At 54.9% G+C, this 24,708-nt stretch carries 22 protein-coding genes; 6 read left to right on the top strand and 16 right to left on the bottom strand.

The window, feature by feature from the left end; genetic code table 11:
- Nucleotides 1-35: 35 nt before the first annotated feature.
- On the bottom strand, nucleotides 36-1,709 hold the full coding sequence (locus B9A24_RS06845) for an OstA-like protein (RefSeq protein ID WP_084444430.1): 1,674 nt from the start codon (nucleotides 1,707-1,709) through the stop codon (nucleotides 36-38).
- Between the two features lie 158 nt (nucleotides 1,710-1,867).
- Between B9A24_RS06845 and tilS the strand changes: the two genes are divergently transcribed.
- Nucleotides 1,868-3,196: a tRNA lysidine(34) synthetase TilS gene (gene tilS / locus B9A24_RS06840; RefSeq protein ID WP_084444429.1), complete on the top strand. Its 1,329-nt coding sequence runs from the start codon at nucleotides 1,868-1,870 to the stop codon at nucleotides 3,194-3,196.
- A 171-nt stretch (nucleotides 3,197-3,367) separates the two neighbouring features.
- On the top strand, nucleotides 3,368-4,306 hold the full coding sequence (gene mdh / locus B9A24_RS06835; RefSeq protein ID WP_084444428.1) for a malate dehydrogenase: 939 nt from the start codon (nucleotides 3,368-3,370) through the stop codon (nucleotides 4,304-4,306).
- Between the two features lie 117 nt (nucleotides 4,307-4,423).
- Here mdh and B9A24_RS06830 read toward each other — a convergent pair whose 3' ends face one another.
- From B9A24_RS06830 to mutL, 3 genes are all read right to left on the bottom strand, one after another.
- Complete coding sequence (locus B9A24_RS06830) at nucleotides 4,424-5,317, bottom strand: rhomboid family intramembrane serine protease (protein WP_084444427.1); 894 nt, start codon at nucleotides 5,315-5,317, stop codon at nucleotides 4,424-4,426.
- 27 nt (nucleotides 5,318-5,344) lie between these two features.
- A complete protein-coding gene (locus tag B9A24_RS06825; protein WP_084444426.1) occupies nucleotides 5,345-6,121 on the bottom strand; it encodes a rhomboid family intramembrane serine protease in 777 nt (258 codons plus the stop codon).
- Between the two features lie 138 nt (nucleotides 6,122-6,259).
- Nucleotides 6,260-8,194, bottom strand: coding sequence for a DNA mismatch repair endonuclease MutL (gene mutL / locus B9A24_RS06820; RefSeq protein ID WP_084444425.1), 1,935 nt, complete (start codon nucleotides 8,192-8,194; stop codon nucleotides 6,260-6,262).
- Between the two features lie 311 nt (nucleotides 8,195-8,505).
- Here mutL and B9A24_RS06815 point away from each other — a divergent pair, with 311 nt between their 5' ends.
- Both B9A24_RS06815 and bshA read left to right on the top strand, forming a co-directional pair.
- Entirely contained in the window at nucleotides 8,506-11,451 is a 2,946-nt protein-coding gene (locus B9A24_RS06815; protein WP_234997054.1) for a serine hydrolase domain-containing protein, read from the top strand.
- Nucleotides 11,452-11,671: 220 nt separating this feature from the next.
- Nucleotides 11,672-12,808 carry an N-acetyl-alpha-D-glucosaminyl L-malate synthase BshA gene (gene bshA, locus B9A24_RS06810; protein WP_084444424.1) on the top strand — a complete coding sequence of 379 codons (1,137 nt, stop codon included), beginning with the start codon at nucleotides 11,672-11,674 and terminating at the stop codon, nucleotides 12,806-12,808.
- Between the two features lie 70 nt (nucleotides 12,809-12,878).
- On the opposite strand, the gene B9A24_RS06805 is transcribed toward bshA, so the two are convergent.
- The gene (locus B9A24_RS06805; protein WP_084444423.1) at nucleotides 12,879-13,415 is read right to left on the bottom strand and encodes a DUF7935 family protein; all 537 of its coding nucleotides are present in this window, start codon (nucleotides 13,413-13,415) and stop codon (nucleotides 12,879-12,881) included.
- A 195-nt stretch (nucleotides 13,416-13,610) separates the two neighbouring features.
- On the opposite strand from B9A24_RS06805, the gene B9A24_RS06800 reads away from it, so the two are divergent.
- On the top strand, nucleotides 13,611-13,964 hold the full coding sequence (locus B9A24_RS06800) for a HesB/IscA family protein (protein WP_084444422.1): 354 nt from the start codon (nucleotides 13,611-13,613) through the stop codon (nucleotides 13,962-13,964).
- 101 nt (nucleotides 13,965-14,065) lie between these two features.
- Here the strand turns inward: B9A24_RS06800 and B9A24_RS06795 are convergent, their stop codons facing one another.
- The 6 genes from B9A24_RS06795 to B9A24_RS06770 form a co-directional block, all read right to left on the bottom strand.
- Nucleotides 14,066-14,560 carry a dioxygenase family protein gene (locus B9A24_RS06795; protein WP_234997052.1) on the bottom strand — a complete coding sequence of 165 codons (495 nt, stop codon included), beginning with the start codon at nucleotides 14,558-14,560 and terminating at the stop codon, nucleotides 14,066-14,068.
- Nucleotides 14,561-14,819: 259 nt separating this feature from the next.
- Nucleotides 14,820-15,692, bottom strand: coding sequence for a ChaN family lipoprotein (locus B9A24_RS06790; RefSeq protein ID WP_084444420.1), 873 nt, complete (start codon nucleotides 15,690-15,692; stop codon nucleotides 14,820-14,822).
- A gap of 202 nt (nucleotides 15,693-15,894) precedes the next feature.
- On the bottom strand, nucleotides 15,895-17,235 hold the full coding sequence (locus tag B9A24_RS06785) for an ABC transporter permease (protein ID WP_084444419.1): 1,341 nt from the start codon (nucleotides 17,233-17,235) through the stop codon (nucleotides 15,895-15,897).
- 159 nt (nucleotides 17,236-17,394) lie between these two features.
- Nucleotides 17,395-18,333 carry an ABC transporter ATP-binding protein gene (locus B9A24_RS06780; RefSeq protein ID WP_084444418.1) on the bottom strand — a complete coding sequence of 313 codons (939 nt, stop codon included), beginning with the start codon at nucleotides 18,331-18,333 and terminating at the stop codon, nucleotides 17,395-17,397.
- An 83-nt stretch (nucleotides 18,334-18,416) separates the two neighbouring features.
- Complete coding sequence (locus tag B9A24_RS06775) at nucleotides 18,417-19,016, bottom strand: hypothetical protein (RefSeq protein ID WP_084444417.1); 600 nt, start codon at nucleotides 19,014-19,016, stop codon at nucleotides 18,417-18,419.
- A gap of 14 nt (nucleotides 19,017-19,030) precedes the next feature.
- A complete protein-coding gene (locus B9A24_RS06770; RefSeq protein ID WP_084444416.1) occupies nucleotides 19,031-19,576 on the bottom strand; it encodes an RNA polymerase sigma factor in 546 nt (181 codons plus the stop codon).
- Between the two features lie 131 nt (nucleotides 19,577-19,707).
- Here B9A24_RS06770 and B9A24_RS06765 point away from each other — a divergent pair, with 131 nt between their 5' ends.
- Nucleotides 19,708-20,004: a hypothetical protein gene (locus B9A24_RS06765; RefSeq protein ID WP_084444415.1), complete on the top strand. Its 297-nt coding sequence runs from the start codon at nucleotides 19,708-19,710 to the stop codon at nucleotides 20,002-20,004.
- 128 nt (nucleotides 20,005-20,132) lie between these two features.
- Here B9A24_RS06765 and dnaJ read toward each other — a convergent pair whose 3' ends face one another.
- The 5 genes from dnaJ to B9A24_RS06740 all read right to left on the bottom strand — a co-directional run bounded on the left by dnaJ (nucleotide 20,133) and on the right by B9A24_RS06740 (nucleotide 24,670).
- Nucleotides 20,133-21,266 (bottom strand): molecular chaperone DnaJ, encoded by a 1,134-nt coding sequence (gene dnaJ / locus B9A24_RS06760; RefSeq protein WP_084444414.1) that lies wholly within the window; start codon nucleotides 21,264-21,266, stop codon nucleotides 20,133-20,135.
- 126 nt (nucleotides 21,267-21,392) lie between these two features.
- Entirely contained in the window at nucleotides 21,393-21,962 is a 570-nt protein-coding gene (locus B9A24_RS06755; protein ID WP_084444413.1) for a nucleotide exchange factor GrpE, read from the bottom strand.
- Between the two features lie 266 nt (nucleotides 21,963-22,228).
- Nucleotides 22,229-23,224, bottom strand: coding sequence for a GTPase ObgE (obgE, locus tag B9A24_RS06750; RefSeq protein ID WP_084444412.1), 996 nt, complete (start codon nucleotides 23,222-23,224; stop codon nucleotides 22,229-22,231).
- A 169-nt stretch (nucleotides 23,225-23,393) separates the two neighbouring features.
- A complete protein-coding gene (locus tag B9A24_RS06745; RefSeq protein ID WP_084444411.1) occupies nucleotides 23,394-24,020 on the bottom strand; it encodes an adenylate kinase in 627 nt (208 codons plus the stop codon).
- A 110-nt stretch (nucleotides 24,021-24,130) separates the two neighbouring features.
- On the bottom strand, nucleotides 24,131-24,670 hold the full coding sequence (locus B9A24_RS06740; RefSeq protein ID WP_084444410.1) for a phosphoribosyltransferase: 540 nt from the start codon (nucleotides 24,668-24,670) through the stop codon (nucleotides 24,131-24,133).
- Nucleotides 24,671-24,708 lie beyond the last annotated feature (38 nt).

Genomic DNA, 24,708 nt, shown 5'->3' with positions numbered 1-24,708 from the left:
ACGCAGGTGACGCCAGCAATAGCGTAGCGCTTTTTTTAATCGGTGGCCGCGCGAGCAGGTGCCGGGCGGCTGGGGGGCGTTTTGGCGCTGGGAGCAACTTTTGGTTTAGCCTTTGGGGGGCTTTTTTTGGTATTGGTCTTTCTTGGTTTTGCCTTGAATGGCGAATTAAAATGCTTTCCTAACGTAGCACGGCGAGTTGGTCGTTCCTTGATGCGCCACTGCATGCCTTTCAGGCTCTTGTCTTCCTCTTTTAGCTCGTGAGGCGGAATAAAGCTGGCGTCGGGGTTGGTTTGAAAAGTGATGGTTTGAAGCTTGTTGGCGGCAAAGCGCAGCGCCATGGTCGCACTCACTGCTTTGTTCATGCCTGTCGTGGTCGTGTCACCCTCAAGAGCAAAGTAGAGGCTCTCCGCGTTGCCAACCACATCAACTTTTTTTATTTTATTATCGCCAAAGTACGCCACCATGTTGCGCCCCTTCACCTGATTGAAGTTGAGCAGCGTATCCTGACCCACGATAAAAGCGTTGGCATACAGGCGCATCTGGTCAATTTTACCGCGCCGCTGCTGTATTTCCATACTATCCGAGGTGAGCTGGTTTTTGTCGCTCCACAAAATCGGATTGCGGTTTAAGTAGATAATCGAATCCTGCCGGTCGTAGGTCAAAGAGTCGCAACGGCCCTGCAAGTCAGTGCGGAAGATGCGCACTTTGGGAAAGGCGTAAATAATGCCCCCCGACGTTTGCCCTGGTTGCCCTTCCACACTCATCAGCGTATCGGCGGCCAAATACAGAGTGTCGCGGTCCGAAATGTTGCGCATTACGGGCGTCCCGTACACTTTGGCCTTGCCCAGCGCCCGCCAATAGCGACCCACGTCGCCCCGAATCACGATGTTGTCCCTCTTAGAAGTCATCGACACGTTGCCGGTGGCCACGCCGTACTGCCGGGCTTCGTCGTACACCAGCTTGTCACCGCCGAGCAGATAATCAGGGGTTTCGATCTTGGCGTTGCGCTGAAAGTTAGAGACCCGCGTGATGGTGTTGTAGTAGCCGTTCTCGGCGTACAGGGTGCGTCCTTCCTGGCCCGTGATGCGCGTGGGACCAAAGAAGTATGCCACCTTCGACACCGTGTTGTACTGCAAAGAGTCGGTAGTAATAAGGTTGTCCTTGGTCGTCAGGCGCACATCGCGGCGAAAGCTGAACACTTTCGATACCGTGTTGTAGTAGCCTCGCTGGCTGGTGAGCGTGTTCTCTGGGTCGGTTAGGCGGCCGCCGGTGCTGTAATATGCCTGCTTGCGATTGAGGTCGTAGTCGAGGGCTTGGGTAATCAGGGTCATGCGCGGGTCGCGCATGACCACGTTGCCCGTCATGCGCGCCTTGCGGGTATCACCGTCGTAAAAGGCCTGGTCGCCAGTAATAGTCAGTGTGTCGTTTTCCACGATGCGCACATTGCTGAACGCCTCCAGCGCATTACGACCGATATACTGATAAGCCGAGTCGCAGTAGATAAAGGTATTTTGCTGCTTAAAGCTCACGTTACCAATCAGCTTACGAATTTCTACGCCATTAAAATCTCCGCCCACCAGCTCGCCCGCTGTCAGCAGCTCGATACGTTGACCTTTGGGCGGAGTGCCGCCTCTGGGGCCAGGACGTTGCTGAGCCAGCACAGCCAGGGGCAGCAGCAACAAAAAAAAGAGGAGTCGTAGAAAACGCATTTCGCCGCAAAGGTACAGAAGGCCCGCTGGTAACGTCCATCTTTGCGGCGTAGTGCCTTCGTAATAGATTTTGCCCCCCAATAAGTGGCCTCATCCCCTAACTCCTTCTCCTCGGGGAGAAGGGGTTAGGGGATGAGGCCCCAACAGAACAAAGTATTATGCTCGACCGCGTCCGCCAGTTCATTGAAGAAAAAAATCTCTTTTCCCCCACCACCGACCAACTGTTGGTTGCTGTCAGCGGTGGCATCGATTCCGTAGCCTTAGCCGATGTGCTGCACCGCCTGGAAGTACCGTTTGCCATTGCCCATTGCCACTTTGGCCTGCGAGGCGAAGAGGCCGACGCCGATGAGCAATTTGTGCGCAAGCTGGCCAAGAAATATGACGTGCCTTACTTCGCCGAGTTTTTCCAGACCAAGGAATTTGCCGCCCAAGAAGGCATTTCCACCCAAATGGCCGCCCGCGCCCTGCGCTACGAGTGGTTCGAGCGCATCCGCCAAACCCAGCAGCTGAGCTACATTGCCACCGCCCACCACCAGCGCGACGCCGCCGAAACCATGCTCCTCAACCTGACTCACGGCACCGGGCTGGCGGGCTTACACGGTATTCAAGCCAAAAACGGCTACGTGGTGCGTCCTTTTCTAGGCATTGGCAAGGAAGAGCTGTTTGAGTACGTAATGGAAAATCGTCTGGTGTGGCGCGAGGATGCCTCCAACGACAGCACCACCTACCAGCGCAACCGCCTGCGCCACGACGTGCTGCCCGTGTTGCGCGACATCAATCCTAACCTCGACCAGACCCTGGAGCATACCGCCGAGCGTGTAGGTGGAGCCGAGGAAATTGTACGCCGCTACGTGGCCGATACCGCGGCTCAGGCTCAGAAGGAAGAGGATGAAGTAATCTACTTCAACATTGCCACCCTGCAAGCAACGGCAGCTATTACGCTGGTTTTGCATGAGCTGCTGCGGCCGTTTAACTTCTCTTTTCCCGTTACCAAAGAAATTGTGGCCGCCTTCAAAGCCACCGCTGGCCGCCGCTTCGAGTCGCCGACACATACGCTGGTGAAGGACCGCAACCAGCTTGTTATTACCCGCCGGAACCTCACGCGCTTTGGTACCTACCAACTACAGGCGGGCCAAACCAAGCTTCTCGCCGATGGCCTGCATCTGACCGCCGACTTGCAGGAAGCGGAAGGATTTAGCGTGCTCCGAAAGAAAAACGAAGCGGCGCTTGATGCCGACCGCCTGCAATTTCCGCTCACCGTGCGCCGCTGGCAGGAAGGCGACTGGTTTATGCCCATCGGTATGAAAGGCAAAAAGAAGATCAGCGACTTTCTGATTGACCAAAAAGTGCCGCTTAATCTTAAAGATGACGTGCGCGTGCTCGTCACGGCTGACCAGCGCATTGCCTGGGTTATCGGCTTCCGGCCTGATGAGCGATATAAAGTGACGGAGGAGACGCGGCGGGTACTGGTGCTGCGGCGACTGTAGGGGCGGCTTGTAACTGCCCGTCGTGGCTGATGTTGTTTGGGTCGTTTAACTAAACAACGACAGGCGGCTGCAAGCCGCCCCTACTTTCCTAAACAACCTGCTACTTACCCAACCCGTTTTCGCTTACTTTTACCCCGCGAATCCAATATTTCACTCCCAATTCCTCACCCGATGAAAGTTACCGTAGTTGGGGCTGGCAACGTGGGCGCAACCTGCGCCGATGTACTCGCCACCCGCGAAATCGCCAACGAAATTGTTCTCGTTGATATTAAGGAAGGCTTCGCCGAAGGCAAAGCGCTGGACATCTGGCAGAAGTCGCCTGTTATCGGCTATGACTCCCGTACCGTCGGCGTCACCGGCGACTATAGTCGTACCGCTGACTCAGAGGTAGTAGTGATTACCTCGGGCCTGCCCCGCAAGCCCGGCATGAGCCGCGACGACCTGATTTCGACCAACGCTGGCATCGTAAAAATGGTGACGGAGCAGGTGGTGAAGTACTCGCCCAACGCTATTATCATTGTCGTTTCCAATCCCCTCGACGTGATGACCTACCAGGCCCACCTCACCTCCGGCTTGCCCCGCGAGAAGGTGTTCGGCATGGCGGGCATTCTGGATACGGCCCGCTACCGGGCTTTCCTGGCCGAAGCGCTGAACGTGAGTCCCAAAGACATTCAGGCCGTGCTCATGGGCGGCCACGGCGACACCATGGTGCCACTACCCCGCTACACCACTGTAGGCGGTATTCCGGTGACGGAGCTTATCGGCAAAGCCGAGCTTGACGCCATCGTGCAACGCACGGCTGTTGGTGGAGGTGAGTTGGTAAAGCTCATGGGCACCTCGGCGTGGTATGCTCCTGGTGCCGCTGCCGCACAAATGGTAGAGGCCATCGTGCGCGACCAGCGCCGCGTGTTCCCCGTGTGCATCAAACTGGAAGGCGAATATGGCATCGATGGCGTATACCTCGGTGCTCCGGTTATTCTGGGCAAAAACGGTATCGAGCGCGTAATTGAGTTACAGCTCAATGACGATGAGAAGCAGTTGCTCGAAACTTCGCGTGGCCATGTGAAGGAAGTAATGGAAGCGCTGGACAAAATGACTCAGACGGCGTAGTCTTCAGTAAACAGATATAAAAAGCCCCCCAGACTTGATCTGGGGGGCTTTTTTATTGCGTGCCATGCAGAGCGGCGCGAAGCATGACAGATACTTTGGCTAAGAAGGCACGCGAGGTTATTTCTGGCTGGCCCGAAATAGTTTTTGCTTTTCATCCTTCGACAAGCTCTCGTAGCCGGAGCGGGAAATTTTGTCTAGAATCACGTCAATCTCGTCTTGTTCGGGCTTGACAACGCCGCCTTTGCGGGCAGTGGTGGCGGGCTCGGTGGGGCGGCTACGGTGCGTGACGCGTAGGCGCGGGCGGCCACTAAAAAGCCCCCCAAACCAGTCGCCGGTGGCCTGCACGGGGCGGCCCAGATCGGTTCCGCGCTGGAGCAGCTTAATAAAGCTAAAGCCAAAGATTGCTCCGCCAATGTGCGCGATTTCGCCCCCCGCATTGCCACCATCAATGCCGGCCAGAGAAATAATCACGATGACGATGGCGATGTATTTAATCTTGACCGGGCCAATCAGGATCAGATTGAAAGTATAATCCGGCAGCAGGGTGGCAGCGGCTACGATAATAGCCGTAACCGCCCCGGACGCGCCCAGCACTTCGGCCAACGGCCCATTGCGGTAAGCAGGTACCAGATTATACGCCAGCAGAAAAAGCGCCGCCCCAGCCAGCGCCCCCAGAATATAGAGGCTCACCAGCTTCCGGTCGCCGAGGTACTCGCGCACCAAAGAGCCAAACCAATACAGGTTTAGCAGATTAAAAATGATATGCAGAAAACCTTGGTGCAGAAAGGCATACGTCAGCACCGACCAGGGCCGGCGCGCCAATGCGCCCAGGTCGGCGGGTAGACTGAACAGGCGCACGATGCTTTCATAAATGCCGGAGCCGCCAGCCAAAAACGTCACTGCCTTGATTAGAATCAGCACGACGAACACCAGGATATTAATCAGCAGAAGCTGGTTCAAGGCGTTGTCGCGGCGGCTGAAGGCGGTGCGGATATCGTTTACAATACTCATGAAAAACGCAGCAGGTGTTAGCCATTACTAGTACATCCGAGTGCGGTTTCGCTCCCAGAGTTTCAACAAAATGAACCCAATCAATATTCCGCCCAAGTGGGCGAAGTGCGCCACATTGTCGCCTGGCACCCGCTTGAAGCCTGAATAAAGCTCATAGAGGCCATACAGCGCGACGAAATATTTTGCCTTGATTGGAAAAGGAAAGAATAGGAGCATCAGCTCCGTATTCGGGAACAGATACGCGAAGGCGAACAGAATGCCGAACAGCGCGCCCGAGGCACCCACCATCGGCGAGTTGAAGCTGCGCCCGTAGATGGCATTGATGGTTTCATTGGCGGAGGCAATCAGGCCCGCATCGTTAGGGTTGCGCTGAAGAGCGGAGGCTACCACTTCAAAGCCCCGCGCCTCGGGAGCATTGTCGCGGAAGAAGTCGGCGAAGGCCACGCCGGAAGGTGCCTGCTGAAACGCCAGCCGCGCTTCACTCATTTTATTCAACTCATAAAACCGCACCCCCGAATAGAGAATACCGGCCCCAATACCGCAAACCAACCAGAATGTTAGGAAACGCTGTGCGCCCCAACGCTGCTCCAGCAGCGGGCCGAAAGAAATCAGGCCGAACATATTGCCAAAAATATGACCCAGGCCGCCGTGCATGAACATATAAGTAAGAAACTGCCAGGGCTGAAAGCTTTGCGAGCCAACTGGATACAAAGCCAGAAACCCCAGCCCCAGTTGCGTGGCAAGCAGAAAAACGCCAATATTTATAAACAGCAGAATACGAACTGTAGGAGTCAGATTGAACATGAAGCGAGGGAAGGCAGATGAAATAAGTTACGCTGCTAATAACAGCTAACTGCGGCTAGAGTCAGGCAGATTATTACGGCTTAAACGGCATTATCGTCAGAAACGATAACCAGCCTGAAAGCGGCGTAATTTACTTGCTTAGCGAGTAAAGAAGCCCTGCAATTGGTCAAGCTCCAAAAGCACCAGGGTTTTGCGGCCGTCGGGGGTGTAGCCCGGCACGGCGCAGGCAAAAAGCCGATCGACGAGGGCGTTCATTTCTACTTCCGATAAGCGGGCGCTGGCGGCGCTGGCGGCTACGCGCCGAGCCAAAGCGCGGGCCACTTGCTCGCGCCTATTCAGCTTCACGGGGCCAGCGTGGGTCCGAAACTGCTCAATCAGGCCTTCAAATAGCTCCTTCTCGTCGCGGGCGGGCACGTCGGCCGGGATGCCTTCCACGGCAATGGTGTGGGGGCCAAATTCCGTGAACCGAAAGCCTAATGCGTGCAACGCATCGGTAACTTCGCGCAGCACAGCAAAATCAGCGGGCGAAAACGTGACGGTGCGCGGGAAAAGCAAGGTTTGCGACGCGCCGCTTTCCCGCTCCAGCGCCTGGGCGTACTGCTCATACAGAATTCGCTCGCGGGCGGCCAGCTGGTCAATGAGCATCACTCCCGATTTTACCGGTACCAGCACGTACTGCTGATGCACCTGAATAACCTTGCTCCCTGGTCCTGCCTGGTTTTCGCGCAACGGCAACTCGGGGCTGGCAGTCTCTACCAATGCTAGCTCATCATCTGAGGGCGGCAGCATGTCGGTAGCTTCAGCTTCTATATCAGGCCGAGCCGACTGGCCGAGCGAGCGGTAAAAGTCTTCCAAATCCCGCTTGGCCTGATCGGTAGGCCTGGGGGGCAAATTCCGATCCTGGGGGGCAAATCGGTCGGGTTGCCGTTCGCGCGGGGAAGGTGAGGCTGCCTGAGCAGCGGCCGCAGACAGCGCATCGGGGCGGTATTCGTCGGAAAAGGAATTGTGGCTGGCGCCGGAAGTGCGCAGCGGCCGTATGGGAGCAAAGTTAACATCGCCCTCAAAGTCCAGCGACGGCGCCATGTTATGAATCCCCAGTGACTGCTTCACGGCGGCCCGCACGATGGCGTACACCGTTTTCTCGTCCTCAAACTTGATTTCGGTCTTGGTCGGGTGCACGTTGATGTCGATGGTCTTGGGATCAAGCTCCAGAAACAAGACGTAAAACGGATGAGTGTCACGGGGCAACAGGCCCTCGTAGGCCGCCAACACGGCGTGGTTGAGGTAAGCCGAGCGGATGAATCGGTTGTTCACGAAAAAGAACTGGTCGCCCCGGCTTTTCTTCGCCGATTCGGGCTTACCAATAAACCCCTTGACGGTTATAAACGGCGTCACCTCCTCACAGGCCGCCAGCTGCTCCTTATAGCCGTTGCCCAGCAAGGCCACGATGCGCTGGCTTAGCTTACCGGCCGGCAGATTGAACACCTCCAGCTCATTCTGATAAAGCGAAAATGTTGTCTGCGGATTTGCTAACGCCACATGCTGGAACTCGTCCAGAATATGGCGCATCTCTACAGCGTTGCTTTTCAGAAAGTTACGCCGGGCCGGCACGTTATAAAAAAGATTCTTGACCGCGATGCTGGTGCCATCGGGACAGGCCACGGGCTGCTGGCTCATTACCTGCGAGCCTTCTACTAATAACAGCGTACCCGTATCGTACTCGCGCTGTTTGGTGCGCAATTCCAGCTGAGCTACGGCCGCGATAGAAGCCAGCGCCTCGCCCCGGAAGCCGAGGGTGCGAATTCGAAACAAATCCTCAGTGGAACGAATCTTGCTCGTAGCATGACGTTCTAGGCTCATGCGGGCATCGGTCGGCGACATCCCAGCGCCGTTGTCTACCACTTGTACGAGCTGCTTACCGGCATCCTTGATAATCAGCTGCACCTGCGAAGCGCCCGCGTCCACGGCGTTTTCCAGCAATTCTTTTACCACGGAAGCAGGGCGCTGCACCACCTCGCCGGCCGCGATTTGGTTAGCGAGGTATTCGGGAAGCAATTGAATCACGTCCGCCATCGACCGGGAACTGAGGGGGTTAAGAAAGAAGTTAACAGAAGTAAAAAGGGCCTGAATACCGCCGAAACCGATCAAGGCCGGGAAATTATCCGTAAGTTCGCGGTCAAATTTGGTTTGTGCAGCCCTGGCCTCGGCTGCCGAACCAGCTACCTAAGCAGTGCGAAAACCGGGTGCCCTGGGTCAGCCAAAACGACTACAGCCCCCCTCGCTATTGCTTTCTGAAGGGGACAAAAGTAGGGCTAATTCCGCTCGTTTTCAACGTTACGACCACACCAGCAGAGCCGATGCTCAAGGATTATTCGATTAGACTTTTGCTGCTATTGCTGGCCATAACGGGACTGATCATTTCGTCTTCGTCTCCGATTGACAAAGACGTACGCCCCATGTCGCCGGCCGAGCAGAGCTGGGTGGACAGCGTGTATAGCTCGCTCACTCCCGATCAGCGCCTGGGCCAGCTCTTTATGGTAGCAGCCTACTCCAATAAGGACCGCAAACACGTACTCCAGATTGAGGAGTTGGTACGTACCTATCATATTGGGGGGCTAATGTTTTTGCAGGGTGGCCCGCGCCGCCAAGCTGCCCTTACCAATCGTTATCAACGGCTGGCGAAGCTACCCTTGCTCATCGCGATGGATGCTGAGTGGGGCCTCGATATGCGCCTCGACAGCTCCATGCATTTCGCCAAGGCCATGACCCTGGGCGCCATGGACGACGACCAGTACGTGTACCAGATGGGCCGTGAAATTGCGCTCAACATGAAGGCGCTGGGCGTCCACGTAAGCTTCTCGCCGGTTATCGACGTCAATTCTAACCCTGACAATCCGGTCATTGGTAACCGCTCTTTTGGGGAAGATAAAGAGCAGGTTGCCAAGCGCGGCGTGGCGTATATCCGGGGCTTGCAGGACCACGGCATCATTGCCGTAGCCAAGCACTTCCCCGGCCACGGTGATACGGATACGGATTCGCATGTGGCGCTACCGGTGGTGAATACCGATATGGCCCGGCTTACCAACGTTGACTTATATCCCTTTCAGCAGTCCTTCGACGCGGGAGTGATGGGCGTGATGGTGGCCCACTTATACATGCCGCTCTTCGATACGCTGCGCACTCAGACCACGACTCTGTCGTACAATCTTGTAACAGGCTTGCTCAAGGAGAAAATGGCTTATAGAGGGCTGGTTTTCACCGATGCACTGAATATGAAGAGCGTCTCGAACCTGTATAAGCCGGGGGAAGTAGATGCCCTGGCCTTGGCCGCTGGCAATGATGTTCTACTCTTCTCCGAAGATGTGCCCGTAGCGCTGCAAAGAATTCGCGAAGCCATCGCGGGGGGCAAAATTCAGCCCGCTGACCTGGAGTACCGCGTGCGTAAGATTCTGCGGGCTAAGTATTGGGCGGGGCTTAATCGCTACCAACCCATCGACCTTACTAATCTGATGACCAGCCTGAACCGGCCTTTAAGCCGCATGGTGCAGCAACAGCTGTACGAGCACGCCGTGACGGTGGTCAAGAACCAGGACAATCTGTTGCCTTTTCATCGTTTGGATACCCTGCGTATCGCTTCCGTCACTATCGGGGCACCCACAGGCACTACCTACGCTACCCTGATAAATAAGTATCAGGGAGGAACGGTTTACTCAGTGCCCAACCGCTACGCCCCCGACTCCACGTATGCCCGTATCCTGTCGCGGCTAGGGCCCTACAATACGGTGGTTGTCAGCCTACACGGCATGAATAGTACGCCCGTACATAAGTACGGCCTGGGCGACGGAGCGCTGAAGTTTATTCAGCAGCTTCAGGCCAACCCCCGTGTGAAAACGGTAGTAGTAGCAATGGGTAACGCCTACGCGCTGAAGTACTTAGAATCAGCCCGAACCTTGGTCTGCGGCTACGAGGACAATTACCCTTCCCAGCTCGTGGTACCTCAGGTACTCTTTGGGGCACTTTCAGCGAAGGGGCGGCTGCCAGTTACCGTGTCGCCTACGCTCAAAGCAAGCACTGGCCTGCCAACGCCCAACTTTAACCGCCTGCGCTACGCTACGCCGGAAAGCGAAGGCCTGGACTCCCGTGTTTTGGCCCAGATAGATAATATCGCCCTTGAAACGGTGGCTTACGCCGCTGCTCCGGGCTGCCAGGTGCTGGTAGCGAAGAATGGTGCCGTAATTTTCGATAAAAGCTACGGCTTCAATACCTACGAGCGAACCCAGCCAGTAAATAGCAGCACGCTTTATGACTTGGCCTCGGTGACAAAAGTAGCAGGCACCTTGCAGGCGGCCATGTACCTGAAAGACCAAGGCAAACTTAACCTCGATGAGAAAGTATCGGCGTATTTGCCTGAGCTGCGTACTACCAACAAAAAAGACATCATTGTGCGCGACCTGCTGCTGCACCAGGCGGGCCTCAAGGCAGGTATTCCGATGTGGGAGCGCACGGTCACCAAAACCGGCCTCAAGCCTACGTTCTACGCCAGCACCCGCTCGGCTGATTTCCCCAATGAAGTGGTGCCCGGCACGTACAGCCTGAAGACCGCCGACGATTCCGTTTGGGTCTGGACGATGCGCTCTGGTTTGCTGCCTAAGGTAAAGGGTAAATACCCCCTGGAGTACAGCGACCTGACCTTCGTGATAGTGAAGCGCCTGTGTGAGAAGCTGTTGAACCAGCCCATTGAGCAGTTTCTGGCAAAGAATTTTTATCAGCCGCTGGGGCTGAATACCATGACTTATAATCCGTTGCAGCGGTTTCCCAGCTCCTGCATCGCGCCCACCGAAAAGGACACCTACTACCGTCGTTCCGAGCTCCGCGGCTCGGTGCATGACCAGGGCGCGGCCATCGTGGGTGGCGTGGGCGGGCACGCGGGCTTATTTGCTAATTCCAATGATCTGGCCGTTCTGATGCAGATGAACCTGCAAAATGGCCGTTACGGTGGGTCGCGCTATTTTCAGTCGCCCGTCGTGACGGAGTTTTCGCGGCCGCAGATAGCTGGCAACCGTCGTGGGCTGGGCTGGGACCACGGCACTCCTGAGAAAGGACCAGGTCAGGGCCCAACATCGAGCATGGCGCCGCCGGCTACTTTTGGCCACACTGGCTTCACGGGTACCTGCGTATGGCTCGATCCTGAAAACAAAATCGTCTACATCTTTCTTTCCAATCGGGTGTACCCTGACGCGGGCAACAACAAATTGATTCAAAATAACGTCCGCACACGCATCCACGACGTTATTTATAAGTCCTTCAACAAAAGCATTTCCAAGACATGACCCGTTGTCCGTTCTTTTCGCGCAACTTCTGACCCGTATTTGGCGGTAAGACATCCGAAAGATGGCTTACCGCTTTTTTTTGTGCAACCTCAAGCCTGGCTTGGAGCACCGTTATTCTGTAGCGCGAACCGGAGGACGGCAAGGCCAAGCTTCCGGTTCGCGCTACCTTCCCTGGCCGCAACGAAACGCGAGCTGAAAGCTCGCGCTACATCCCCCTACCATGAACATCGGCATTGTTTGTTATCCCACTTTCGGAGGTTCCGGCGTAGTTGCTACGGAGCTAGGTAAAGCCCTGGCTCTCAAAGGACACCGCATCCACTTTATTACGTACAGCCAGCCCGTACGCCTCGATTTTTTCAACGAGAACCTCTTCTACCATGAGGTGTATGTGCCGCCGTATCCGCTGTTCCAGTTCCCACCCTATGAGCTGGCCTTAGCCAGCAAAATGGTCGACATCGTGCAGCACGAAAAACTGGATGTGCTCCATGTGCATTATGCCATTCCGCACGCATCGGCAGCTTATATGGCCAAGCAGATTTTGCGCACCAAAGGCATTCAGATCCCGATCATCACGACTCTGCACGGCACTGATATTACTCTGGTGGGCAAAGATGCCAGCTACGAGCCGGTCGTTACCTTCAGCATCAATCAATCGGATGGCGTGACAGCCGTATCCGCTGATTTGCGGGCTGAGACATACCAGTACTTTGCCATTGAGAAAGACATTGAAGTGATTCCCAACTTTATCAATCTGGAGCGCTTCAAGAAGCAGAACAAGTCTCATTTCAAGGCGGCTATTGCGCCTGAAGGCGAAAAGCTACTCATTCACACTTCGAACTTTCGCTCCGTAAAGCGGGTCGAAGATGTGGTGCGCATCTTCGCGGGCGTGCGCAAACAGATTCCGGCCAAACTCCTGCTCGTCGGCGACGGCCCCGACCGGCCCCGCATCGAAAAGCTCTGCCGCGAAACGGGCTACCTCAGCGACATTCGTTTTTTGGGCAAGCTGGAGGCTGTGGAGGAAGTGCTCAGTATCAGCGATTTATTCCTGATGCCTTCCGAGAAAGAAAGCTTTGGTCTGGCTGCTCTAGAAGCCATGGCCTGCGAAGTACCCGTCGTCAGTACCAACGCGGGGGGCATTCCTGAACTCAACGTAGACGGCGTGACCGGCACTACCAGCGCCGTCGGCGACGTGGCCGACATGGTAGAGAAAGCGCTCTTTATTCTGGCCGATGAAAACCTGCCTACCTTTAAAGCCAACGCGCGGGCGCGGGCCGAAGAGTTTGCGGTGGAGAAGATTGTCCCGCTGTACGAGGCGTGTTATCAGCGAGCCATTGATTCGCAGCTAGCCGCAGTATAGCTGGTTCGTTATTCATAAAAAAGCCCACCAAAGAATATCGTGGGGGCTTTTTTATGAATAACGAACCAGCTTAAAATAAACTTGCCGCCTCGCGCTTCACTACGTTCAGCGCCCGCTCCGTCGGGTCTACTTCCTGCGCAATCAGGGTTTCCAGCACACGCTTGGCGAGTTCGGTGCCGCGGGCCTGTTGGGGCGATGGTAAGGCGTGGTAGGCTTTGTTGATCATCGTCAGCACGTTTTCGCGGGCCTGCTTTACGTGGTCCCAAGCGTCGGGGCTCATATATAGCTGCTGGGACAGGTTGTGCTCGAACTCGGCTCGAATCTCCTGGAGCAGGAGGCGGTGAAACTCGGGGGCCGTTTGGCCGGCGCTGCTAAGGCGCACCAAAATGTTGTTAGGGGTAATTCGCTCCAGCAACAGCGTTACCCGCTCGTAGGCCTGCAAACGGATAGGTAGGGTTTCTTTGCTGCTCTGCAAGCGCAGCTCAATCAGACGGCGCTGCTGTTCCTTCTCGAAGTATTGCTTGATAAGCAGATACACCGAACCAGCCACGATAACAGCAGGCAGAATAATTTTGAGCAGCTCGAAAATATAGGCGGTAGTATCCATATGGGCTTGCGAAGCGAAGGCTTGGCGAAATGATAAAGGATGGATGATGGAGTGGCCACCGCCACCAAGCGACTGGCGCGGTCTTTGGGCAAAGATAACCAGTGAACCGGACCAGCCAACCGGCTGTTCTATCCCTATACGAATGCTACGGTCTTCGTATCTTTGCTTCAGTCTTCTCTTAACCACGAACTCATTATGGCAACGGCCGTTTCAACCAAAACTGCTCCCATCAGCCTCACCTCGCGGGCTTTGGTAGAAGTTAGAAATATCATTGAAGAAAAGAAGGTGCCTACCGAATACGGCTTGCGCATCGGGGTGCAGGGCGGCGGCTGCTCCGGCATGAGCTACCTGCTCGGCTTCGACAAAGCCAAAGACAATGATGAGGTATACGACCTTGACGGTTTGCGCCTGATCATGGACAAGAAGCACGCGATGTACGTGCTGGGCATGGAGGTTGACTTCCAAGACGGCCTGAACGCTCGGGGCTTCGTCTTCAACAACCCCCAAGCTAAAAGTACTTGCGGCTGCGGCTCGTCGTTCTCAGCTTAATAAACAAACTGCCTCGCTTTTACAGTAAAGCCTTGCTTACATTCCGTAAGCAAGGCTTTTTATTTCCCCTGTGGTTAGTCAAAACTCCTTAGTCACTAAGACTACCTCTTCAAGATGATATCTCGGTGGCCTTTCCAGCCTGTTGCTGTTCGCTGCAACTCAACTATGCCGGCACCACCCACCGACACCGACAGTATTGATGCTATATACTTCGGTGTTACCAACGGGTCGTCTTTGAACACAAAGTCGGTGATATAATACGGTGGACGACGCCCCCCTGGCTCCTGAATAACAGCGTGTATATGAGCGGGGTCCGTGCGGCTAGGGTATGACGCCGGCCGAACGGAGTTAATTGTGTAGCGGCCCTGCTTGTCCGACTTTGCCCAGCCGTGCAAGTGCCCATGCCACTTCTGAACACCTGTTTCACCGCCTTTTTTGGTGTAATGCCCCGTGTGGTCAGTTTGATAAGCGTAGAGGATTACACCCGCATATGGACTTTTGCCATCAGCCTGCAGCAAAATGCCGGTTATAAGTAGTGGGTCACCCGGCTCATTGGGGCCGCCCATCTTTAGCGTAGAAGTTAATGAAGCTGGCATATTCACAAAGCAGCACGCAATAGCGGTATCTGGCCCGTCGCAGGTATCTGCTGTAGCAATAGGACGGTTAGTACCTCCTAAAGCCTGCAAGCTAATTTCGGACTTGGTTTCGCTACAGGCGCTAGTCAGCAAGCCGAAGCCACAGAGCAGCACACTAAGCATGTATTCGCAAACTTTCATAATTCCGACCAGCTATTGAATTGCCCCTGAGTTACTTAAGTTACAACTTTGCCGACATACTTTTAACAGCAATTAAAAATTAATACGTCTTGGTCATATCAGCTGGCACCACCAGCACGAAGTCGGCCTTGCGCAGATGCTCCTTTTCCAGCTTCCCCAGTTGCTCCTGCGAGATGGTAGAGATGGTGCGAATGCGCAGCTTAGGTTCGGCCTGACGCAGATACCAGTAGATGCCATCGTAGTTGTCGGAGTGGTAGCTGCCGTTGAGGTGGAGCAGCAGCTGGCCGGGCTGCCGGCTTTTCAGAATAAAATGCGCCATGGTAGCGTCTTTCAGCGCTTGGGCCTGAATAATATTCTGAGCACCCGCGCCATCGTGGGCATCGCCTCCAAACATCTTCGCCATATTCGCATAGCCGGGCAGCGTATAATCGATGGCTATAGGCAGCGGCACCAGCCATTCCCGCTCACTGGGGGGCAAATTATCGAGAGCGGTCAGGCTGCCTTTCGCTACCTGAGAAGCATAGCGGCGCGGTACGTTGGTACCTGCTACACGCAGCTTGTTCTGGCGCGCCAGCTGGAGTAAGGGCTTATAATCGGTAGCGTAGTTGGGCCAGGGCCGGCTTTGCTCTTCAAACGCTTTATCGTCCAGCTCGCCGGTATTGTATTGCTCCACGAGCGGCTGCACGTCGCGCTCAAACATCTCCAACCCTAATACCAACTGGCCAGCTTTGCGCTGAGCCAGGTCGCGGGCTACTTGCAACTGTAGCCAGTGCGCGATGGGGTCGTTGTGCTGCTCGCCGAAAAGCACGACATCGGCTTCGGCGAGTTCCTTCAGCATCCTATCGTAGCTGGCAGCTTTGCCGGCGGCGGTGTAGAGGCGGTAAGCAGGACGGTCGTCGGTGCGGAAGCTGAGTAGGCTAAGCAAGATCGGCAGAAGGAATAAGCGGCGCATAAGCAAAGTGGGTGGCGTAGAATAGGAAGTCGGTTAGCGAGGATCTTGTTCCCAGTGAAGCGCGAAAAGCCCCGTCAGGCTTGCCGCTAGGCAAACGACGGGGCTCCGTAGGAACGCGCTACGGCGCGTTCAATCGTTGCGAAACGCTGCTTTCATTATAGTTGGAGCTATGCGTGGGCGTCGAACGCGCCGTGGCGTGCTCCTACCCCTTATAAAACATCCAGCGCGACAATTCTTTGTACGTTACCTTCTTGCCATACAGCAAAATACCCACGCGGTAAATTCGGGCGGCTATCCAGATTGTGCCAATGAAGCCTACAATCAGCAGCGCCATCGACAGCAGCAATTGCCCCGCCGTGACGCCGCCGAATGGAATGCGAATGACCATGGCAATAGGCGACGTGAACGGTATCATCGACATCCAGAAAGCTATCGGCCCGTTCGGGTCCCGAATCATCACGCTTTGGGCCACGATGAAAGTCAGGATCAGGGGCATGGTGATGGGCAGCATGAACTGCTGGGTATCCGTTTCGTTGTCCACGGCCGCTCCGATGGCCCCAAACAAGGCACCATACAGCAAATAGCCCCCCAGGAAGTAAAACAGGAAGCTGCCGATAATCAGGGGCAAATTGAGGTTGGCAAAGCCCTCTGATACTGACTGCAGGAGTACAGCTGTTTTTTTCTCCGTTTCCGCGGGCGTGGCTCCCGCCGACTGGGCAGCAGTCTGTATTTGCTCGGTGCGCGAGGTGGTAACCGTATCCAGCCCCATTGCGGCCGAAACGCCGGTAATAACGATGCTCGACAGTGCTACCCACAGCAATAGTTGGGTAAGGCCCACGGCGGCAATCCCGAGTACCTTGCCCATCATCAGCTGAAACGGCTTCACCGACGACATAATCACCTCCACGATGCGGCTGGTTTTCTCTTCAATCACGCCACGCATAATCTGTACGCCATAAAGGAAGATGAACAGGTAAATCAGGAAAGCCATAAAATACGCCACCCCTGACGTCACCATGGAGTTGCTCGATTTTTCGCCTTCGGCACTCAGGTTCACCGTGGCTACATCAATGTCGGCTTTCAAGTTGTCGAGCACTTGCTGATCGATGCCCGACTTGCGCAGGCGGGCGGCTTCCACCTGGCGGTTCACCATGCGCTCAATGCCCAGCTGGAGCGTCAGACTAAGATTTTCGCGGCCAAAAAGCTTGATGCCCGTGGGGTTGGCCAGGTCAAAGGGCGGAATATAGAGCAAGGCCGAATTCTTGCTTTTTTTAAACTCCGCTTTCGCCGTCTCCAAATCGGGGGGCGCGTGTACGTAACGAATGTCGCTCTTTTCATTCTCCGGGAGCTGGCCGGCAAAAAGCCCCCCAGCATCGGCTACGGTCACTATTTTCTTTTCATCCGACCCCATCTGCGTGAGCAGGGCCGGCACCACGAAAAGCGCCGACATCAGCAGCGGCCCCACGAAGGTCATAATGAGAAAGCTCTTTTTGCGCACCCGCGTGATGTACTCACGCTGCACGATAAGCCATATTTTATCCATTGGGAGCTGTTGGTTTTGCTTCTTTTACTTAAACGACATCCTTAAACCAGTTGTCATCCTGAGGAACGAAGGACCTTATAGCAGTTGAGCGCCTTGTCCTGATGTCATAAGGTCCTTCGTTCCTCAGGATGACAATGGAGGAGGGATGACAGGTATAGATCACACGTTCTCCTCCACCAACGACTCCGGCATCGTCTCGCGCACGCGGCGGATGAAGATTTCATTGATGCTCGGAATCTGCTCGCGGAAGGCATGTACCTCCACCTGGCCGATGAGGTAGCGCAGCAAGTCGTTGGGCGTCACGCCTTCGTGCAGGCGGATACGGTCGTAGAAAAAGCCGTTTTCGCGCTCCTTGTGCTCCAGCACCTCAAAGTCGGGATGAATGACCATCAGGCGGCCTTTGCCCTCCACTTCGTAGGTATTAGTTTTGAACGTATCCTTAATCTTGCCTACCGGGCCATCGAGCACTTTGCGCGAGCGGTTAATTAAGGCAATAGAGTCGCACATTTCCTCCACCGATTCCATGCGGTGCGTGGAGAAAATAATGGTGGCGCCTTTCTCGCGCAGCTCCAGAATCTCGTCTTTAATCAGGTTCGCGTTTATCGGGTCGAAGCCCGAGAACGGCTCGTCGAGGATGATCAGGCTGGGCTCGTGCAGCACCGTGGCAATAAACTGCACCTTCTGCTGCATCCCCTTCGACAAATCCTCCACGTTTTTGCCTACCCACGGCCGCAGGTCGAAGCGGTCGATCCAGGCTTTGATGCGCTGGGTAGCATCGGCCTTGGAAAGGCCTTTCAGCTGCGCCAGATACAGGAGCTGCTCCCCTATCTTCATCTTCTTATACAGCCCGCGCTCTTCCGGCAAATACCCGATCTGGGCAATGTGGCGCGGGTTCAGCCGCTCGCCCCGAAACCGAATTTCGCCCGAGTCAGCGCCCGTAATCTGGGTAATGATACGGATCAGCGAGGTTTTGCCCGCTCCATTCGGGCCCAGCAAACCAAAAATACTCCGCTCGGGAATGTCGAGGCTGACGCCGTTCAGGGCGACGTGCGACTCATAGGCTTTGTGCACGTCAATTGCTTGTAGAATGTTGCTCACAGCTGGAATAAGGGTTTGTCGACGTTAAATGTATTCATTTATATGAATGTTCCCGTTCTTTAGCTGAGCTGGGGGGCAAATTCTTAATCGGCCTGTAGCTCATGCAGGTATCCTTCGAGACGGTCGAGGTGCTGACCGTAGAGCTTCTGCAGGTACCACTTAGTGAACTTGACCATCAGCCAATATAGGACTGCGCCCGTTAAAAACATGATTATCATCATCAACCCGATACTCCAGAACAGCTTTCCACCGTTGTATTTCAGAGTAAGCCTAAAGGCTTGATAAGAGGTGGTGGCTATAAGGGCGGCAATGGTAACCCAGAGCGTGAGGCGCAAATAAATGGCAAGCAGGCCGCGCAAACCCAGAATCAGCGTCTGCAAATGCCCACGCACGTCCTTATCTACATGATCCATTCGGCGCAGCAGTTTGAACTTGCGGTAGTAGTAGTAGAGAAAAGCCACCGACAGCAGCTCAAAGGCCAGCAGATAGCCCTTCATGAACTGGTTGTTAAAGTAGTCGATACCGAACGGCAAGGCTATAATCACATAGACGATAGACCCGACTTCCCACCAAGCGTTGCGGCGCAGCCTCGTCACTACATTATCTGACTTGCGTGCCACCATGCGCGCCACGCTCTGCGCGCTGAGCGGAATTAGCTCATCCGCGGCCTGGCGGTTCCACATTTGTCGGAGTTCATTTAATTCCATTGTGCTGAGCGGCTGAAAATCCTGCGTAGTTTTTCTTGAATGCGGTGCATTTTGACCCGAACGTTGTTCTGCGTAATCCCTAGAATGTCAGCCATTTCCTCGTAAGTGTGCTCTTCCAGATAGAGCAGCACAAAGGCCTTTTCTACTTCCGACAGCCATTCAATAGCCCGGTAGAGCGCCGCTGTTTCCGTTGTGTCAGTTCCGAGGTCAGAGGCTTGGGCTACTTCTATTATCTGCGGGTTGAGGCGGTCGGGAGTGGGCTTGCGGGTGCGGTGGCGCAAATCCGACACGGCCACGTTCAGCCCGATGCGGTACATCCAGGTACTTATTTTTGCCCCCCGCGGCTCGTAGCGCGGGAAAGCCCGCCACAGTTGCAGCACGATTTCTTGAAACAAGTCCTGCTGGTCATCGGCATCGGGGCAATACAGCCGACAAATTCGCCGGAGCATGGCCTGATGCGCATTGATGAGCATCAGAAATTCAGCGGTATTAGGGTCAGGAGCCAAGAGCAAGGAAATATCCAGGATACACTTCATACATCGCCGCCAGCGGTGTAGCATTACAAGGCGCCGAAAAAATTATTTGTCGCAAAATAATTCGGCCGTTGCCTGTAATGTTCTAGGGCTAAGCGCGATATACAAGCTAACTCAACTTACACTCGTATACTATGAAAAAGCTGAATGTAATAGCGGCCGTTATTTTCGGTATGCTAGCGCTCCTTAACCTCTGGCTGGGCGACTGGGTCCAGACCAGTATCTGTTTGCTGCTCAGCATCGGTTTTCTGCTTTCCGACCTCCAATATGCTCCAACTGGTCAGGATGTGGCAACACCGAGCAGTTTATCGCCTGGGCGCAAATATCTATCAATTACTATTATCGTCGCAGCTCTTGCGTTGATGGGGTACCAGATTGGGCGCGATAGTAAAGCCAAGCAACAACGTGAGGCCCAAACCGAAGCACGTTGAACCAGCCTCTCATCAGGGGTAAGCCGCTGTTTTAAGCTAACGTTATCTATCACAAAAAAGCCGCCCAGAATAGTTCTGGGGGGCTTTTTTGTGATAGAGTTCAGGAAATCTAATAAACCCGCTCCGGCTTATTGGAAGTACTCCTTCACTTTCTCAAAGAATCCTTTCTCGTTCTTGCCCGGATTGGGCGTAAAATTCTGCGAATCCCGCAGCTTCTCCAGCAACTCGCGCTCCTGACTATTCACCACTTTCGGCGTCCAAACGTTGATATGAATCAGCTGGTCGCCGCGACCGTAGCCGTTCAGGTCCTTGATGCCTTTGCCGCGCAGACGCAGAATCTTGCCGGGCTGGGTGCCGGGGTCCACCTTGATTTTAACCTTGCCTTCGATAGTGGGTACTTCGATGCTCGCACCCAAAGCCGCATCCACAAACGTGATGTACTGGTCGAACATGATGTTGTTGCCGTCGCGCTTGAGGAATTCGTGCGGCTCCTCCTCTATCTGAATGAGCAGGTCGCCGGGTACGCCGCCGCGCTCAGGGTAGTTGCCTTTGCCGTTCATGCTCAGCTGCATACCCTCCGCTACGCCAGCCGGAATATTGATTGGAATGATTTCTTCCTGGAGCTGGCGGCCGTCGCCGTGGCAGACGTCGCACTTGCTGGTCACTACCTTGCCTTCGCCGTTGCAGGTGGGGCAGGTCGAGCTGCTCACCATCTGGCCCAGCATGGTGTTCACCACGCGCTTCACCTGGCCCTGACCGTGGCAGGTACCGCAGTCTTTTACGTCGGTGCCGTTTTTAGCCCCCGTACCCGAGCAGGTGTTGCAAGCCACGTAACGCTTCACCTTAATTTTTTTCTCGATGCCGTTGGCTACTTCCTCCAAATCAAGCTTGAGCTTGATGCGCAGGTTGGAGCCTTTTCGTACGCGCCGGCCGCCCCGATTTTGCCCCCCGAAGAAGCCCTCAAAGCCGCCCCCGCCGAAGATGTCGCCGAACTGGGAGAAGATATCTTCCATATTCGGGCCGCCACCGTTGCTACCGCCGGCCTGGTGGCCAAAACGGTCGTAGCGGGCGCGCTTCTGCTCATCCGACAGCACTTCGTAGGCCTCGGCGGCTTCCTTGAACTTGTCTTCAGCCGTGGGGTCGTCAGGGTTTTTGTCGGGGTGAAACTTGATGGCTACCTTGCGGTACGCCTTCTTGATCTCCTCGGGCAACGCGGTTTTGGCTACGTCCAACACCTCGTAATAATCTCGCTTCTGCGCCATTGTCATTATATACTTTGTCCGTCATGGAGGGCAGCGCGAAGCATCTCGCGGGCTGCCGACTGATTACTAATCCAACGAAGCGAGAGAGATGCTTCGCGCTGCCCTGCATGACAACGATTCTCTTTGTTACTGGCCCAGCACCACTTTGGCATGGCGGATTACCTTGTCGCCCAGATAATAGCCCTTCTCCACTTCATCTACCACCTTGCCCTTCAGCTCTTCGCTCGGAGCCGGAATCTGGATAATAGCCTCGTGCAAATCGGAGTCGAAGCCACCGCCTTTGGTTTCCATCGGCGTCAGGCCTTTCTGCTGGAGGGTCTTGACGAGCTTGTTGTAGATGATATCCACGCTCTCGCGCACCACCTGCACGTCTTCTGATTGCTGGGTGTGCGTACGGGCGCGCTCGAAGTCGTCAAGTACGGGCAGCAGCACACTCATCAGCTCCTGATTGGCACTTTTGAACAGCTCAGAGCGCTCTTTGGCGGTCCGGCGCTTGTAGTTGTCAAATTCAGCCGCCAGGCGCAGGTATTTATCCTTTAGCTCAGTAAGCTCAGTCTCTGTCTTACTTACCTCGGGCTGGGGGACATTTTCAGTTTCCGTAGTTATTGCAGCCTCAACATCAGCCATTTCACCAGCTACCTGGTCGGGGTCAACGGTCAAGTTGTCGTCCTGCGGTACATTATGTTCGTCAGCCATTTTATCGAATATTCGTCGAAACGGGTTTTTCACTTCATTTTAGCCGATTGGCAGGAAGCGAAGACAAGGAGTTTGCCAAAGGCAGAAGGGCTGCCATAGTGGCACTGCAACTTTCAAGTAGCTGCGTTTAGTTCAGAAGATGTATGTGGGCGGTACTACGAATGCCCACTGGGCTTCATAATACCACTATTGTTGAACAGTCTGGTGATGCAGGCATCAGCAACAATAATGGTACTACGACTTTGGAGTCGTAGTACCACACCACCCTACTTTGCGTGCAGTTCCTGCCAAATCATATCCTTCAGCCGCTGAATATTCTTATTCGCTAGGCTGGAGATGAACACACTTGGCAATTCAGTAGGTAGAGTAGCTCGGATTTCGTCCTCCAACTCGTCGTCAATCAAGTCGGCTTTGGTAATAGCCAGTACACGCCGCTTTTCCAGCAGTTCCGGGTTGAATTGAGTCAACTCATTCAGCAGCACCTGATACTCAGCGGCAATGTCGTTGCTGTCTACCGAAATCATGAACAGCAGCATAGAGTTGCGCTCAATATGCTTCAGAAAGCGCGTACCCAAGCCGCGTCCCTCTGCTGCTCCTTCGATAATGCCTGGAATATCGGCCATTACGAAGGACTGGTAGTCGCGATAAGCTACCACGCCTAGGTTAGGTACCAGCGTGGTGAAAGCGTAGTCAGCAATCTTGGGCTGCGCGGCTGACACTACGGAGAGCAGCGTGCTCTTGCCCGCGTTCGGGAAGCCGACCAAGCCAACGTCGGCAAGAAGCTTCAGCTCCAGTACTACCCATTCTTCAATACCGGGCTCGCCGGGCTGGGCGTACGTAGGCGCCTGGTTGGTAGCCGATTTGAAATGGTCGTTGCCAAGGCCGCCGCGCCCGCCGGGCGTGAGAATGATACGCTGGCCATGCTCCGTGATTTCCACTTTCTTCTCGCCGGTGTCCGCGTCGCGGGCAATGGTACCAAGCGGCACTTGCAGAATCACGTCTTCGCCCTGTGCGCCGCTGCGCAGGCTTTCAGCCCCGCCCTGGCCGTGGCCGGCAATTACGTGCTTCTGGTATTGCAAATGTAATAGCGTCCATAGCTGGGAGTTGCCTTCCAGGATAACATGCCCCCCGCGGCCACCGTCGCCGCCATCGGGGCCGCCATTAGGCAAACCTTTGGCCCGAAAGAAGTGAGAAGAGCCCGCTCCGCCCTTGCCCGAGCGGCAGCAGACTTTTACGTAATCAATGAAATTATTGGAAGCCACTGGTAATGAAGTAAGAGTGCTGCGGATAGCCCAAAAAACGTCTGTCATCCTGACGAAGGAAGGACCTTATCACTTCAGAACGAGTCGTTTTTACGCGCATCGTTCTGAAGTGATAAGGTCCTTCCTTTGTCAGGATGACAGACAGATGAAGGCGGTTTGGCCTACAAAGTTACGCTTTTACTTCGTCAGCGGCCTGCTGACCATCAGACAGCGAGGGAGCAACCTGCTTCTGGTCGATAATATCGCAGATTTGGGTAAATATTTCTTCGATAGCCCCAATGCCATTTAGAGCGTGAAACTTCTGCTGCTCAGCGTAATAGCCCGCCACCTGGGCCGTCTCGGTGTTGTATACGTTTACGCGGCGGCGAATTTTGGCTTCGTCCTGGTCATCGGGGCGGCCGCTGGTTTTGCCTCGCTCCAGCAGGCGCTTCACCAGCTCTTCTTCCGCTACTTCCAAGGCAATCATGCACGAAACGCCGGTATCATAGCGCACCATCAGCTCATCCAGACTTTGAGCCTGAGGTACGGTGCGGGGAAAGCCATCGAAGATAAAGCCCGCGGCTTCCGTATTGTTGGCCAGCTGGCTCTCAATCATGCCAATCACTACTTCATCGGGCACCAGTAGGCCTTCATCCATGAGTTTTTTGGCGCGCAGCCCTAGTTCGGTGCCTTGCGTGATTTGGGAGCGAAGCAGGTCGCCGGTCGAGAGGTGTACCAGATTATAACGGGCAATTAACTTCTGACTTTGCGTTCCTTTGCCGGCACCGGGCGGGCCGAAGAGCACGATATTAAGCATAGAGCGAGGATTTTCGCAGGAGAAAGAAAAGACGGTATTTGGGAAAGATAGCGAATCGGTACTAAAGTGCTCCATACGATGGGGGGCAAAAGTAGGCTGAACCGCTCAGATTACAACGCCTTGTACAGATCGGGGTAGTTTCGGCCTAAGCCGTCATAATCAAGGCCGTAGCCTACCACAAAATCATTGGGAATACGAAGCGCCGGGTAGCGAATGGCTAACTCATGCTGGAGGCATTCAGGCTTGATCAGCAGACAGGCGACTTCCAGAGAAGCCGGATTTTTGCCCCCCAGCGAGTCGAGCAAGGCGCGGATGGTGTGGCCAGTATCCACGATATCCTCCAACACAACCAGGTGCCGGCCCTGCACTTCTTCGCGAAGCCCAAGCAATTCCTTGACCTTGCCCGTGCTGCTGGTGCCTTCGTAAGAGGCCATTTTAACGAAAGATATTTCGCAGTTAATGGTCAGCTCTTTCAGCAAATCAGACGCGAACATGAACGAGCCATTGAGCACCGCCACGAACAGCGGCGTCTTATCGGCGTAGTCCGCATTCAGGCGGGAGGCCAACTCTCGCACGGCGGTTGCCAGTTGCTCAGAGGTGAGGTAAGGGGCAAACTGCTTGTCGTGCAGGGAGATACTAGCGTGGGGCATACCGAACGAGGTTGGAAACCGGGCGAAGGGAAGGCCAA

The sequence above is a fragment of the Hymenobacter roseosalivarius DSM 11622 genome (assembly GCF_900176135.1).
Classification (GTDB): domain Bacteria; phylum Bacteroidota; class Bacteroidia; order Cytophagales; family Hymenobacteraceae; genus Hymenobacter; species Hymenobacter roseosalivarius.
Note: the sequence above shows the minus strand (reverse complement) of the source record. Positions and strands in the feature narration are given on the sequence as shown.

Bases quoted from the DNA above. Each gene is read 5' to 3' on its own strand.
- B9A24_RS06795 (WP_234997052.1), bottom strand. From the start codon at position 14,560: ATGCCAGCTTCATTAACTTCTACGCTAAAGATGGGCGGCCCCAATGAG.
- dnaJ (WP_084444414.1), bottom strand. From the start codon at position 21,266: ATGGCGCAGAAGCGAGATTATTACGAGGTGTTGGACGTAGCCAAAACC.
- B9A24_RS06830 (WP_084444427.1), bottom strand. From the start codon at position 5,317: ATGAGTATTGTAAACGATATCCGCACCGCCTTCAGCCGCCGCGACAAC.
- B9A24_RS06845 (WP_084444430.1), bottom strand. From the start codon at position 1,709: ATGCGTTTTCTACGACTCCTCTTTTTTTTGTTGCTGCTGCCCCTGGCT.
- B9A24_RS06800 (WP_084444422.1), top strand. From the start codon at position 13,611: ATGGCAACGGCCGTTTCAACCAAAACTGCTCCCATCAGCCTCACCTCG.
- tilS (WP_084444429.1), top strand. From the start codon at position 1,868: ATGCTCGACCGCGTCCGCCAGTTCATTGAAGAAAAAAATCTCTTTTCC.
- B9A24_RS06755 (WP_084444413.1), bottom strand. From the start codon at position 21,962: ATGGCTGACGAACATAATGTACCGCAGGACGACAACTTGACCGTTGAC.
- B9A24_RS06805 (WP_084444423.1), bottom strand. From the start codon at position 13,415: ATGGATACTACCGCCTATATTTTCGAGCTGCTCAAAATTATTCTGCCT.
- bshA (WP_084444424.1), top strand. From the start codon at position 11,672: ATGAACATCGGCATTGTTTGTTATCCCACTTTCGGAGGTTCCGGCGTA.
- B9A24_RS06745 (WP_084444411.1), bottom strand. From the start codon at position 24,020: ATGCTTAATATCGTGCTCTTCGGCCCGCCCGGTGCCGGCAAAGGAACG.
- B9A24_RS06775 (WP_084444417.1), bottom strand. From the start codon at position 19,016: ATGTGGAACCGCCAGGCCGCGGATGAGCTAATTCCGCTCAGCGCGCAG.
- B9A24_RS06825 (WP_084444426.1), bottom strand. From the start codon at position 6,121: ATGTTCAATCTGACTCCTACAGTTCGTATTCTGCTGTTTATAAATATT.
- B9A24_RS06770 (WP_084444416.1), bottom strand. From the start codon at position 19,576: ATGAAGTGTATCCTGGATATTTCCTTGCTCTTGGCTCCTGACCCTAAT.
- B9A24_RS06790 (WP_084444420.1), bottom strand. From the start codon at position 15,692: ATGCGCCGCTTATTCCTTCTGCCGATCTTGCTTAGCCTACTCAGCTTC.
- mdh (WP_084444428.1), top strand. From the start codon at position 3,368: ATGAAAGTTACCGTAGTTGGGGCTGGCAACGTGGGCGCAACCTGCGCC.
- B9A24_RS06740 (WP_084444410.1), bottom strand. From the start codon at position 24,670: ATGCCCCACGCTAGTATCTCCCTGCACGACAAGCAGTTTGCCCCTTAC.
- mutL (WP_084444425.1), bottom strand. From the start codon at position 8,194: ATGGCGGACGTGATTCAATTGCTTCCCGAATACCTCGCTAACCAAATC.
- B9A24_RS06785 (WP_084444419.1), bottom strand. From the start codon at position 17,235: ATGGATAAAATATGGCTTATCGTGCAGCGTGAGTACATCACGCGGGTG.
- B9A24_RS06765 (WP_084444415.1), top strand. From the start codon at position 19,708: ATGAAAAAGCTGAATGTAATAGCGGCCGTTATTTTCGGTATGCTAGCG.